Raw genomic sequence first — 12,971 nt, 5'->3', positions numbered from 1 at the left:
CTCGACCCTGATCCACGACTGGGTCTATGACAACCGCGCGCAGTACCTCACCGAGCTGACCAAGCTGGGCGCGAAGGTCACCCTGATGGACCCGCACCGGATCTACGTCCAGGGACCGACGCACTGGTCGGGCACCGAGGTGATCTGCCCGCCGGCGCTGCGTCCGGCCGTCGTGGTGCTGCTGGCCATGCTGGCGGCCAAGGGCACCTCGGTGCTGCGCAACGTCTACGTCATCGACCGGGGCTACGAGCAGCTGGCAGAGCGGTTGAACCTGCTCGGCGCCAGCATCCAGCCGTTCCGCGACTTCTGAGCCGGTACCGCCCGGCGCCGCTACCGGACGTTTCGCATCCGTGCGGCATCGGTGACAGGATCTGACACCGTGCTGCTGCCGATGTCACCCGCGGACTCGGTGTTCCTGTCCGTGGAGTCCCCGCAGACCCCGATGCACGTCGGCGGCCTGGAGCTGTTCTTCCCGGCCGAGGACGCGCCCAGCCCCGCCGAGCTGTTCTCCCAGCTCAGCTCCGGCTCCACCGCCAATGACGTGGCGCCCCTGTTCAAGAAGCGCCCCCGGCGCTCGCTGGCCACCGCAGGGCAGTGGGCCTGGGAGGAGGACCGGCAGTTCGACCTGAGCCACCACGTCCGGCACAACTCGCTGCCCCAGCCCGGCCGGGTGCTGGAGCTGCTGGCGCTGTGCTCGCGGCTGCACAGCACCCTGCTGGACCGGCAACGGCCGCTGTGGGAGCTGCACTTCATCGAGGGCCTGGCCGACGGCCGGTTCGCGCTCTATTTCAAGGTGCATCACGCCCTGCTGGACGGGGTGTCGGCGCAGCGGTTGCTGCAGCGCATCCTGACCAAGGACCCGGCGGCCCGCGGCCTGCCGCCGCCGTGGGCGAACCGGCCGGCAGCGCCCCGGCCCGCGCAGCAGCAGCCGGCGCCGCCGTCCCCGGAAGAGCTGGTCGCCAACCTGCTGCGCAGCGCCCGCGAGGTGGCCACCGACGTGGCGGGCATCCCGTCGGCGCTGGTGCGCACCGTCAACCGCGGCCTGCAGTCGCAGAGCGCGCCGATCTCGTTCGCGGCGCCGCGGTCGATGTTCAACGTGCCGATCTCGGGCTCGCGCCGGTTCGCCGCCCAGTCCTGGCCGCTGGAGCGGATCAACCGGATCCGCCGGGGCGCCCGCTGCACCGTCAACGACGTGGTGCTCGCCGCCTGCTCCGGCGCCCTGCGCACCTACCTCAGCAGTATGGACGCGCTGCCCGAGGCGCCGCTGATCGCGATGGTGCCGGTCGCGCTGCGGGTCCGCGACCGCGCCCGGGAGTCCGGCAACGCCCTCGGCGCGGTGATGTGCGACCTGGGGACGCACCTGGCCGACCCGGCTGACCGGCTCCGCACCGTCCGCCGTTCGATGAAGGAGGGCAAGCAGGCGCTGGCCGAGCTCAGCCCGCTGCAGATCGTGGCGATGACCGGGCTGGGGATGAGCCCGCTGTTGCTGCAGTCCATCCCCGGCTACGCCGAGCTGCTGCGGCCACCGTTCAACCTGATCATCTCCAACGTCCCCGGCCCGCGTACCCCGCTCTATCTCAACGGCGCCCGGCTGGACGGCCTCTACCCGCTGTCCATCCCCTACCACGGGCAGGCGCTGAACATCACTTGCACCAGCTACACCGACGAGCTGTCCTTCGGCCTGACGGGCTGCCGCCGCACGGTGCCGCACCTGCAGCGGATGCTGGGCTACCTCGAGGACGAGCTGACCGCCCTGGAGCAGGCGACCGGCTAGAGCAGGCTGGCTAGACCCGCGAGCTCAGCCGTCGGTGGGCAGCCGGGACCAGAGCTGGACGTCGGAGCGCCGGCCCTGCTTGAAGTAGACGGACCGGAGCACGCCCTCGAGGGTGTACCCGGCCCGCTCCGCGACCCGCTGGGAGGCCACGTTGGTGACGTTGATGATCAGGGTGACGCGCAGCGCCCCGGCCTCGGCGAAGGCCCAGGCCGTCAACTGCCGCAGCATCTCGGTGCCCGCACCGCGGCCGCGGGCAGCCGGGGCGGTCAGGTAGCCCAGCTCCATCTCGCGCGCTTCGGCGTCGATGTGGGCGGCCAACGCCACCCCGAGGAACGTTCCGTCCGAACCCACCGCGGCGAAGATCTCCCCGGTGCCCTTCTGCCGGGCCGCCTGGTAGCGCTCGTACCACTCCATGGAGTACCCCGGCACCGGCGGGTCGGGCAGCCGGGTGAACCGCAGCACCTCCGGATCGTCGAGCAGGCGTTCGACGTCGTCGAGATGGGCTTCGGACAGCAGCTCCAAGCGCAGGTCGCTCACGTCGGGCATTGTGTCCCATCCAGCAAGCCGGCCAGCAAGCCGGCCAGCAAGCCGGCCGGCAGGGGACTCAGGCGCTCGGATCGGCGATGAAGCCGGCCAGCAGCGCCGCGAACCGCTCGGGCTCGGCGAGGTGCGGGAAGTGCCCGGCGCGCTCGAAGATCTCCACCCGGCAGCCGGGAAAGCCGGCCTGCGCGGTGACGGCATGCCAGGACGGGATGATCCGGTCCTTCGCGCCCCAGACCAGCATGGTCGGGACGCTGGTCGCCATCGGCAGGTGGTCCCGCGCCGTCACGGTCTGCCCGCCCGGGTCGATGACCGCGCGGACGGTGGCCAGGAAGGCCCGCCGGCTGTCGGCGTCCTCGAGGCAGCCGAGCCCGCGCCAGGCCTCGCTCAGGTCCGCCCCGGCGCGCAGGCCCAGCCGTCCCAGGCCGCCGGCCACCGCGACGGTGCGCTCGCGCAGCCAGCGGGAGGCGAGCACCGGCAGCACCAGCTCCGCGCCCGGCAGCGCGGCCGCGCGCAGCGCCGGGCTGAGTTCCCGCCCCAGGCCGCCGCTGCTCACCAGCACCAGGCGGGACACCCGTTCGGGGAACAGGTAGCTGAACTGCATCGCGATGCCGCCGCCGAGGGAGTGCCCGACCAGCGTCACCCGGCCGATCTCCAGCCGGTCGAGCAGGTCGCGCAGGGTGGCGGCGTGCGCGCCGAGGGAGTAGTCCCCTCTCGGCTTGGCCGAGCCGCCGTGGCCGAACAGGTCCGGCGCGACCAGCCGGCGATCGACCGCCAGCTCGCGCATCAGCTGAGTCCAGTGCCGGTGCGAGCCCAGCAGCCCGTGGACGAACAGCACCGCGGGACCGGCGCCGAGGTCGGCATAGCTGAGCGGATGGCCGTGCAGGTCGACCGTGCGGGGCAGGACCTCGGTCATCGTCCGCCTCCTGACGTACTCGCGAGTAACCTACGCAACCGTAGCTTCGCGAGCGGCAACGCGGCAAGCGGGGCCGGCGCTCACCGGGCGGCGCTAGGACAGCGGCGCCCCCGAGCACTGCGCGGATTTCCGTCGGTAGCTGCCTCTACTATCGGGTTCATGGCCAGCATCGACGCCACGTTCCTCGCCCTGCCAGCCGCCGTCCTCGCCGACGCGGCCCTGAGCCGAGCCCGGGAGCTGGGCGCCTCGCACGCGGACTTCCGGCTCGAACGGGTCCGGGTCGCCTCGCTGGCGCTGCGCGACGGCCAGCTCGACACCAGCACCGACGACGAGGACCTGGGGCTGTCGGTCCGGGTGGTGCACGAGGGCGCGTGGGGCTTCGCCAGCGGCATCGACCGCACCCCCGAGGCAGCGGCCCGCCTGGCCGAGCAGGCGGTGACCACCGCGAAGCTGAGCCGGGTCCTCAGCTCCGACCCGGTGGAGCTGGCCGCCGAGCCGGTGTACTCCGACGCCAGCTGGGTGTCCTCCTACGACGTCAACCCCTTCGAAGTCGCCTCGGACGAGCGCCTGGCGAGGCTGTCGGAGCTGTCCGGCCGGCTGCTCGGCGCGGACGGTGTGGACCATGTGGACGCCCACCTCATCCAGGTGCTGGAGAACAAGTTCTATGCAGACACCGCCGGCACGGTGACCACCCAGCAACGGGTCCGGATGCATCCGGAGTTCACGGCGGTGTCGGTCGACCGGGCCAACGGCGGCTTCTCCTCGATGCGCAGCCTGGCGCCGCCGGCCGGGCGGGGCTGGGAGTACCTCACCGGAACCGGGTGGGACTTCGACGCCGAGCTCGCCGAGCTGCCCGAGCTGCTGGCCGAGCACGCCAAGGCGCCGTCGGTGGAGGCCGGCCACTACGACCTGGTCATCGACCCGTCCAACCTCTGGCTGACCATCCACGAGTCCATCGGGCATGCCACCGAGCTCGACCGGGCGCTGGGCTACGAGGCCGCCTACGCCGGCACCTCCTTCGCCACCTTCGACAAGCTCGGCAGCCTGCGCTACGGCTCACCGATCATGAACGTGACCGGTGATCGCACTGTGGAGCACGGGTTGTCCAGCATCGGCTACGACGACGAGGGCGTGGCCACCGGAGACTTCGACATCATCTCCGACGGCGTGCTGGTCGGCTACCAGCTGAACCGGCAGATGGCGGCGGCCAAGGGATTGGGCCGCTCCAACGGCTGCGCCTTCGCCGACTCGCCAGGCCATATCCCCTTGCAGCGGATGGCGAACGTGTCGTTGCAGCCGAGCCCGGACTCCCGCTCGACCGAGGAGCTGATCTCCGGCGTCGAGCGGGGCATCTACGTCCTCGGCGACAAGTCCTGGTCGATCGACATGCAGCGCTACAACTTCCAGTTCACCGGCCAGCGGTTCTACAAGATCTCCCACGGGCGGCTGGCCGGCCAGCTGCGCGATGTCGCCTACCAGGCGAGCACCACCGACTTCTGGGGCTCGATGGCGGCGATCGGCGGGCCGGAGACCTACGTGCTGGGCGGCGCCTTCAACTGCGGCAAGGGCCAGCCCGGCCAGGTGGCGGCGGTCTCGCACGGCTGCCCGTCGGCGCTGTTCAGCAACGTCAACGTTCTCAACACCGTGACCGAGGGCGGCCGATGATGACCAGCAACACCGAAGCCGGCCCCACCATCCAGCAGCTCGTCGAGCAGGCGCTGGAGCTGTCCGGCGCGACCGGCTGCCTGGTGATCGGCGAGGAGCTGACCGGCGCGAACCTGCGCTGGGCGGGCAACAGCCTCACCACCAACGGCCAGACCCATTCCCGCAAGCTCACGGTGATCTCGATCATGGACGGCGAGCAGGGCGTCACCTCCGGCGTGGTGTCGCGCGCGGTGTCAGGCGCCGACCAGCTCGCCGGGCTGGTCAAGGCCAGCGAGGACGCCGCCCGCGCCGCCTCACCCGCCGACGATGTCGCGCCGCTGATCGAGCCCTACCCGCACTCCGACGACTGGGACGCACCCCCCGCGGCCACCAGCATCGAGGTGTTCAGCGACTTCGCGCCGGCGCTGGGCCGGGCCTTCGCCGCCGCCGAGCGGACCGACCGGCTGCTCTACGGCTTCGCCGAGCACCTGGTGTCCTCCACCTTCCTCGCCTCGTCCACCGGCCTGCGCCGCCGGCACGACCAGCCGACCGGCCGGCTGGAGCTGAACGCCAAGTCCCGCGACCTGACCCGGTCGGCCTGGGCCGGCGCGCAGACCCGCGACTGGACCGACATCGACGTCGATGCGATGACCGCCGACCTGGCCACCCGGCTGGACTGGTCGGCGACCCGGATCGACCTGCCGGCCGGCCGGTACGAGACGCTGCTACCGCCCGCTGCGGTGGCCGACCTGATGGTCTACCTGTACTGGACCTCCTCGGCGCGGGACGCCGAGGAGGGCCGGAGCGTGTTCGCCGCCAGCGACGGCAAGACCCGGATCGGGGAATCGCTGGCCCGGCTCGGCCTCACCCTGCGCTCGGATCCGGCCGAACCGGGCATGCAGGCCGCACCCTTCCAGCTGACCGTCGAGGGCGGCGAGGAATCGATCTTCGACAACGGGGCGCCGGTGCCAGCCACCACCTGGATCGACGACGGCGTGCTGGCCAACCTGCAGCGCACCCGCAACTGGGCCGAGCGCACCGGCCAGCCGCACGTGCCGTTCGTCGACAACCTCATCATGGACGGGCCCGCCGACGGCAAGAGCCTGGAGCAGCTGATCGCCGAGACCGAGCGCGGCCTGCTGCTGACCTGCCTCTGGTACATCCGGACGGTCGACCCGCAGACGCTGCTGGTCACCGGCCTCACCCGCGACGGCGTCTACCTGATCGAGGACGGCAAGGTGCGGGGCGTGGTCAACAACTTCAGGTTCAACGAATCCCCGGTCGACCTGCTGGGCCGGATCACGGAGGTGGGCCGTACCGAGCGGACGCTGCCCCGGGAATGGAGCGACTACTTCACCCGGGTCGCGATGCCGGCCGTCCGCGTTCCGGACTTCAACCTCTCCACTGTGAGCCAGGCCTCATGAGCCCAGGTGTGAGCTAGGCCATGCGCGCCTGATCCGTACCACCAGAAAGACCGGAATGCCGGGATTCCACGCACAGCTTTGTCCCGTTCTGCGCCTTTGTGACCCGTGCCGCAGGCTGCGGACGGGCTTGTAAGCGCTGCCGCTCGTTACCCTTTGATCACTGCCTGACAGGACTGTGGCGCGAATCCGTCGCCCGTCCTGAGGCGCCCCCGCCAGTCACCGTCGACTGACAAGGAGTTTCGATCATGACGAGCACCATCGTCCGCCTCGATCCCGCCCCCACCGACCACCCTGCTCTGCTGCGCTGGGTGCGCGACATCGCCGAGCTGACCGAGCCGGACGAGGTCGTGTGGTGTGACGGGTCTGCCGAGGAGTGGACCCGGATCACCGAGCAGCTCGTCGCGGCCGGCACTCTGACCCGCCTCGACGACGCCAAGAAGCCCAACTCCTTCTACGCCGCCTCCGACCCCACCGACGTCGCCCGGGTCGAGGACCGTACCTTCATCTGCTCCCAGGACCCCGCCGACTGCGGTCCCACCAACAACTGGATGGACCCCGGCGACATGAAGGCGCTGCTGACCGAGCGGTTCCGCGGCTCGATGCGCGGGCGCACCATGTACGTCATCCCGTACTGCATGGGGCCGCTCACCGCCAAGGAGCCGATGCTCGGGGTCGAGCTCACCGACTCGGCCTATGTGGTCGCCTCGATGCACATCATGACCCGGATGGGCTCCAAGGCCCTCGAGCTGTTCGTCAAGGACGGCGTCAGCCAGCCCTACGTCGCCGGCCTGCACTCCCTCGGCGCGCCGCTGGCCCCCGGCGAGGTGGACGTGCCCTGGCCGTCCAACGAGACCAAGTACATCGTGCACTTCCCGGAAGAGCGGATGATCTGGTCCTACGGCTCCGGCTACGGCGGCAATGCCCTGCTCGGCAAGAAGTGCCACTCGCTGCGGATCGCCTCCGCCCAGGCCCGCAGCGAGGGCTGGCTGGCCGAGCACATGCTGATCCTGAAGCTCACCAGCCCGCAGCAGAAGTCGTACTTCATTGCGGCGGCGTTCCCGTCCGCCTGCGGCAAGACCAATCTGGCGATGCTCGACCCCACGCTGGAGGGCTGGAAGGTCGAGACCATCGGCGACGACATCGCCTGGATCCGGTTCGGCGAGGACGGCCGGATGTATGCGGTCAACCCCGAGAACGGCTTCTTCGGAGTCGCGCCGGGCACCGACTGGCACACCAACCCCAACGCGATGCGCACCATCGCCAAGGGCAACTCGCTGTTCACCAACGTCGCGCTCACCGATGACGGAGACATCTGGTGGGAGGGCATGGGCGAGCCGCCGGCGCACCTGACCGACTGGAAGGGCCGCGACTGGCAGCCCGGCTCCGGCGAGGCCGCCTCGCACCCCAACTCCCGCTACTGCACGCCGATCGAGCAGTGCGACACCAAGGCTCCCGAGTGGGACGACCCGCGGGGCGTGCCACTGGACGCGATCTTCTTCGGCGGCCGGCGCAAGGACACCATTCCGCTGGTGACCGAGGCGCGCGACTGGCAGCACGGCGTGTTCATGGGCGCCACCCTGTCCTCGGAGACCACCGCGGCCGCCGCCGGCAAGGTCGGCGTGGTGCGCCGGGACCCGATGGCCATGCTGCCGTTCATCGGCTACCACGCCGGGGACTACTTCCAGCACTGGATCGAGGTCGGCAAGAACGCCGACGCCGTCAAGCTGCCCAAGATCTTCTACGTCAACTGGTTCCGCCGGGACGCCGACGGCGGCTTCCTGTGGCCCGGGTTCGGGGAGAACATCCGGGTGCTGAAGTGGGCGATCGAGCGGATCGAGGGCCGGGCCGCCGCGGTGGACACCCCGATCGGCCGGGTCCCCGCTCCCGACGCGCTCGACGTCGAGGGCCTGGAGATGACCGAGGAGCAGCTGACCCAGGCGCTGTCCGTCGACCCCGAGCAGTGGCGCGCGGAGATTCCGGCCATCGAGGAATGGTTCGACAAGATCGGCGACAAGGTGCCGACCTCGCTGCGCGACGAGCTGGCCTCGCTCAAGCTCCGCCTGGGCTGAGGCCGTTCCGGCAACGCGACACGCCGTCCCTGCCAACGCAGAACGTCCCGGCCTGGTACCAGGCCGGGACGTTCTGGTTGGTGGGGCTAACCGTTGTGAGGGCTAACCGGATCACGCAACGGCGCTAGGGCCGCTGCGGGAAGATCCCCTCCAGCGCGATGATGAAGCTGACGGTCAGGTAGGGCGGCATGTTGTTGTGCGGCTGGCTGCCACCGGTCGGCAGCACGGTTTGGGTGCCCATCAACATGTTGGGTTGCTGACCGGTGCTGTACAGGTTCTCGCCCAACCGGCCCTTCAGCGACTGTGCCCAGGTGTTGTTGGTCGGCGAGGTGCTGTCGCCGCTGTCGTCGTAGGCCAGGGCGGTGTGGGTGTGCATCGGCATCTCGGCATTGATCAGGGTGACCGTCGGGGTGCCGCCCATCTCACCGAGGTAGCGCGGCGTCAGCCCCGCCCCCTGGCCCTGCTGCATCGGGGCGCTGCCCTGCAGGTTGGGCAGGCCGAAGGTGACCCGGCCGTCACCGCCGTAGGTGGTGCCCAGCAGCGCGAAGAGCGCGGTGTTCTGCGAGATCGACATCAACTGGCCGTTGCACAGCGCCCAGCCCCTGGGTGCGAAATTGCCGCCGAAGATCCTGATCTCGGCGAGGAAAGGGTCAGTCACGGTATGCGCTCCGTCTCTAGTTCCGGCTCGGGAAGATGCCCACCAGGGCGATCACGTAGTTCAGCACCAGATAGGGCGCCTGGTTGTTGTGCGGCTGACTGCCTCCGGTGGTCGACACCGCTAGCGGGTTCATCGTCGTGTTCGGGGCGGACGCGAAGGCCGCGGACCCCGTGGTGGCCCAGATCGCGCCAGCCGGGCTGACACCCGGGTTCGAGGCCGTCGCCTGGGCGACGGCCGGGTGTACGTGGCTGGGCATCTCGTTGATCGTCAGGGTGTGCGCCACCTCGCCGGCGGCCTGGCCGACGACGTAGGTGCCCTGGTTGATGCCTTGGTGCACCGGCATCCGGCCCTGCAGGTTGGGCAGCGCGAAGTTGGTCTGGCCGTTGCCGCCGTACATGGTGCCAAGGATGGAGAACAGCGCCTGGTTCTGGTTGATGGGCAGCAGCTGGCCGTTGCAGAACGCCCAGCCTCGGGGCGGGTAGGTGAACGAGATGACTTTGATCTCGCCGATGTAGGGATCACTCATGTGCGGTTCGCTCCGTCTCGACGTCAGTTCGGGGGCGGGTAGATGCCCTCGGTCGCGATGATGAAATTGATCGCGAGGTAGGGCGGCATGTTGTTGTGCGGCTGGTTCCCGCCGGACGGGCTCAGCGCGTTCGGCGCCATCGGAGCGGCCGGCGCCTGGGTGCTGAAGTCCATGTTGGCGTAGCTGGCCCAGTAGTTGTTGTTCGGCGACGTGCTCTGGGCGACCATGGAGCCGACGGGCTGGTGGGTGTGGATGGGGAGCTGGTTGGTGGTCAGGGTCACCGTCTCCACCCCGCTGACCTGGCCCAGCGGGAAACCATTGGTCGCGTGGATCGGGATCCGGCCCTGCAGGTTGGGCAGTTGGAAGCTCTGCTGGCCGTCGCCGCCGTAGGTGGTGCCGATCAGGTTGAACAGCGCGTCGAACTGCGAGATGGGCAGCGTCTGGCCCTGGCAGAGCAGCCAGCCCACCGGGGCGAAGTTGCCCCCGAACATTCGGATCTCACCGATGTAGGGATCACTCATGGCGCATTCTCATTCCTCCGTCAGTTGGTTGAAGACCGCGTGGAATTCCACGCCGTCCGGGGTGGCACGCACGGGGACCAGGAAGATCGGGCTCGGGCCGAAGTCCTCCCGGCTGAGCAGATAGCTGCCTTGCTCACGGGGGGCGTCCGGGCCGCCCCGGAACAGCAGGCTGAACGAGCGCGACCGGCCGTGGGAAGCGCCGAGCGTGCACTCCAGCAGGACGAGCTCGCCGGCGCCGTCCCCGGCCGAGCGCTCCTGGCCGGCGCCGTCCGCGCCGGAGCGCTCTTCGGCGGAGTGTTCTTCGCCGGAGCGCTCTTCGGCGGAGTGCAGGGTGAAGGACTGCCCGATCCGGGGGTGGAAATCCTCGAAGCCCAGCGGGGCGCTCATCGCGCGCCGGCTGACGGCTGGCTTGCGGCGCCGGCTGACGGCTGGCTTGCGGCGCCGGCTGGCAACTCCAGCTCCAGGTAGCCGTTGCCGAGGTCACCCGGCTCGCCGCCCGCGCCGCCCACGTCCGGAGCGGGCCTGAAACCGAACTCGCGGTACAGCGCCAGGGCTGGGGAGTTCTCGCGCCAGACCGAGAGGCGGACCGGCTTGCCGGCAGCCACGGCCCGGGCGCTGAGCTCGCCGAGCACCGACCGGGCGATGCCCCGGCGCCGGTGCTCGGCCAGCACGGCGATGTCGAGCACCCGCAGCTGCTCGGCGCTCTCGCTGAGCCAGCAGGAGCCGACCGGGATGCCGTCCCGGCGGATCAGGTACTCGACGGCGCCGGGCTGCATCCGGTACTGCCCCTGCCGGGCCTGGAACTGCATCCGGATCAGACCCTCGAGGGCGGCCGGCTCCAGCGCCAGCAGCTCGAAGCCGGCGCAGTGGGACTCGGCGAAGATCCGCAGCAGCAAACCCTCATCCGAGCTCTCGGCCGGTCGAAGTGACGGTGTGGGCTCGACCGTCGACGTCCCGTCGCTCGTCAAGGTGGTGAACCTGGGTATTTCATCGGCACGTCAGCGACTCCTTGCTGGGATCGGTCTGGATTTGCGCCAGTTTCGGCACCGATTACGAGGGAATCGCAACTGTGCAAGGTGCTTTATAACACAAAGATCACCGGTAGCTCGGCAGATTTTTGTGGCGATTTGCCAAGGAATGCTAAGGTCTGGCGTTAAAGTTCTGTAGCAACCGGGTATCTAATTCTGCTGGGGCTAGATACAGTTGGGCGCCCGTTGACATTTGCGCAAGCTTGCGTTACCGAGCGTGGTCGACCACCCTCCATTTCATATTTACAGCGGCGTAACACCCGCTACGGGGCCTCAAAGGGAAAATCCATGCCGCACATCCGCTCGTCATCGCTGCCCGCCCTGCTTGCCCGCGCCGGTTTGGCGCTGGGGCTGGCGGTGGCCGGTCAGGCGGTGTTCATGCCCACCGCCTCGGCAGCCACCCTGACGGTCACCTCGACAGCGGACGTGGCCACCAACTTCGGCGCCTGCGCCCCTGGCAGCCCGCAGACGACGTCGAGCGGAAGCCTGCGCGAGGCGGTCTGCGCGGCCAACAACGCCGGCGCGACCTCGTCCACGATCACCGTGGCGGCCGGCACGTACACCCTCACCAACGGTGAGCTGCAGATGGGCAAGGTGTCCGGTAGCAACATCACCCTGAATGGCGCCGGCGCCGCCAGCACGATCATCAACGGAAACAACGCGAGCCGGGTGTTCAACCTCGACCCGTCCCTCGTCGGTGGGGTGACCACCAGCATCTCCGGCGTCACCATCACCAACGGCGCGGTCACCACCTTCGGCGGGGCGGGCATCATCGCCGGGTCCGGGAACGCGGCCACCCGTGACACCCTGACCATCAGCAACTCCACGATCAGCAACAACGACGTCAACTCCGCGACCACCAACAAGTACGGCGGCGGCCTGCAGTTCTTCGGCGGCTCGCTGACCATCACCAACTCGACGTTCAGCGGCAACACCAGCGGCAGCAGCTCGGGTTCGGCCGTGGCGTACTCAGCTGAGGGCAGCGCGTCCGGGCAGCAGCTCACCGTCTCGGGCACCACGTTCAGCGGCAACAGCACGAACGCCTCCGTCGCCAACATCAACGTCGGCGGTGCGCTGCACCTCAGCGGTGTCAATCCTCCGGTCTCCGTGACCAACAGCCGGTTCATCAACAACACGGTGGTCGGCAGCGGCACGGGCATTCCCCAAGGAGCTGGCATCTTCTCCGAGAGCGGCGCCCTCACCGTCACCGAATCGACCTTCACCGGAAACTCCGTCACCGGCGGCGCAGACAGGTTCGGTGGCGGGATCTCGGTCATCGGCGGCTCGGCGCAGGTGCACTACAACCGGTTCACCGGCAACGTCGCCACCAACGGCTCGGGTGTGTCCCTGGGTGTCTCCAGCGGCGCCACCCTGAACGCGACCGACAACTGGTGGGGTTGCAACACCGGCCCCGGCACCGCCGGCTGTGACACGGCGGCCGGCGGCCCGACCGTCTCGCCGCGGCTGGTGCTGACCGCCACCGCGAGCCCGGCCACCGTGGTCGGCCCGAACGCCACCTCCACCATCACCGCCGCGCTCACCCAGAACTCGGTCGGCTCCGCGATCGGCGCGTCGAACCTGGACGCCTTCGCCGGGCTGCCGGTGGGCTGGAGCGACCCGCTGCCCAGCGGCGCCACCCTCGCGGCGGCGTCGTCCAACCTCAGCTCGGGCTCGGCCAGCACCACCTACAACTCCCAGGCCACCAGCGGTCCCGGCCACGTGCTCGCCACCCTGGACAACGGCACCGCGACCGCGACGGTCACGGTCAACCGGACGCCGGCCATCACCAGCGCCAACACCGCGTCCTTCACGGTCGGCACGGCAGGATCGTTCACGGTGACCACCACCGGCTACCCGGCGCCCGCGATCGG

The 12,971-nt window shown here is 69.8% G+C and carries 12 protein-coding genes and 1 pseudogene; 6 read left to right on the top strand and 7 right to left on the bottom strand.

The window, feature by feature from the left end; all coding sequences use genetic code 11:
• Both VF612_RS11965 and VF612_RS11960 read left to right on the top strand, forming a co-directional pair.
• Nucleotides 1–310: pseudogene (locus VF612_RS11965) on the top strand (UDP-N-acetylglucosamine 1-carboxyvinyltransferase); the annotation flags it as partial.
• Nucleotides 311–379: 69 nt separating this feature from the next.
• The gene (locus tag VF612_RS11960; RefSeq protein ID WP_408660081.1) at nt 380–1,774 is read left to right on the top strand and encodes a WS/DGAT/MGAT family O-acyltransferase; all 1,395 of its coding nucleotides are present in this window, start codon (nt 380–382) and stop codon (nt 1,772–1,774) included.
• A 24-nt stretch (nt 1,775–1,798) separates the two neighbouring features.
• Here VF612_RS11960 and VF612_RS11955 read toward each other — a convergent pair whose 3' ends face one another.
• Together VF612_RS11955 and VF612_RS11950 are read right to left on the bottom strand one after the other, a co-directional pair.
• On the bottom strand, nt 1,799–2,311 hold the full coding sequence (locus tag VF612_RS11955) for a GNAT family N-acetyltransferase (RefSeq protein ID WP_408660080.1): 513 nt from the start codon (nt 2,309–2,311) through the stop codon (nt 1,799–1,801).
• 67 nt (nt 2,312–2,378) lie between these two features.
• Nucleotides 2,379–3,230: an alpha/beta fold hydrolase gene (locus VF612_RS11950; protein ID WP_408660079.1), complete on the bottom strand. Its 852-nt coding sequence runs from the start codon at nt 3,228–3,230 to the stop codon at nt 2,379–2,381.
• A 159-nt stretch (nt 3,231–3,389) separates the two neighbouring features.
• Here VF612_RS11950 and VF612_RS11945 point away from each other — a divergent pair, with 159 nt between their 5' ends.
• From VF612_RS11945 to VF612_RS11935, 3 genes are all read left to right on the top strand, one after another.
• Nucleotides 3,390–4,895, top strand: coding sequence for a TldD/PmbA family protein (locus VF612_RS11945; protein ID WP_408660078.1), 1,506 nt, complete (start codon nt 3,390–3,392; stop codon nt 4,893–4,895).
• Nucleotides 4,895–6,298, top strand: a complete 1,404-nt coding sequence (locus VF612_RS11940; protein WP_408660077.1) for a metallopeptidase TldD-related protein — start codon at nt 4,895–4,897, stop codon at nt 6,296–6,298. Before VF612_RS11945 ends, VF612_RS11940 begins: the two co-directional genes overlap by 1 nt.
• A gap of 245 nt (nt 6,299–6,543) precedes the next feature.
• Entirely contained in the window at nt 6,544–8,367 is a 1,824-nt protein-coding gene (locus tag VF612_RS11935; protein ID WP_408660076.1) for a phosphoenolpyruvate carboxykinase (GTP), read from the top strand.
• A 124-nt stretch (nt 8,368–8,491) separates the two neighbouring features.
• Here VF612_RS11935 and VF612_RS11930 read toward each other — a convergent pair whose 3' ends face one another.
• The 5 genes from VF612_RS11930 to VF612_RS11910 are packed head-to-tail and all read right to left on the bottom strand — an operon-like array spanning nt 8,492 to nt 11,040.
• Nucleotides 8,492–9,025, bottom strand: a complete 534-nt coding sequence (locus tag VF612_RS11930) for a phage tail protein (RefSeq protein WP_408660075.1) — start codon at nt 9,023–9,025, stop codon at nt 8,492–8,494.
• A gap of 16 nt (nt 9,026–9,041) precedes the next feature.
• Nucleotides 9,042–9,551 (bottom strand): phage tail protein, encoded by a 510-nt coding sequence (locus VF612_RS11925; RefSeq protein ID WP_408660074.1) that lies wholly within the window; start codon nt 9,549–9,551, stop codon nt 9,042–9,044.
• A gap of 23 nt (nt 9,552–9,574) precedes the next feature.
• Nucleotides 9,575–10,072, bottom strand: coding sequence for a phage tail protein (locus VF612_RS11920; RefSeq protein WP_408660073.1), 498 nt, complete (start codon nt 10,070–10,072; stop codon nt 9,575–9,577).
• Nucleotides 10,073–10,081: 9 nt separating this feature from the next.
• The gene (locus VF612_RS11915; RefSeq protein WP_408660072.1) at nt 10,082–10,459 is read right to left on the bottom strand and encodes a DUF6916 family protein; all 378 of its coding nucleotides are present in this window, start codon (nt 10,457–10,459) and stop codon (nt 10,082–10,084) included.
• On the bottom strand, nt 10,456–11,040 hold the full coding sequence (locus VF612_RS11910) for a GNAT family N-acetyltransferase (RefSeq protein ID WP_408660071.1): 585 nt from the start codon (nt 11,038–11,040) through the stop codon (nt 10,456–10,458). The genes VF612_RS11915 and VF612_RS11910 overlap by 4 nt, the downstream gene beginning before the upstream one ends.
• A gap of 348 nt (nt 11,041–11,388) precedes the next feature.
• On the opposite strand from VF612_RS11910, the gene VF612_RS11905 reads away from it, so the two are divergent.
• A partial coding sequence (locus VF612_RS11905) for a beta strand repeat-containing protein (protein WP_408660070.1) occupies nt 11,389–12,971 on the top strand: 1,583 nt, incomplete at its 3' end.

The organism is Jatrophihabitans sp. (assembly GCF_036388195.1).
Taxonomy (GTDB): Bacteria; Actinomycetota; Actinomycetes; order Mycobacteriales; family Jatrophihabitantaceae; genus Jatrophihabitans_A.
This window is presented reverse-complemented; position numbering and strand designations above follow the sequence as displayed.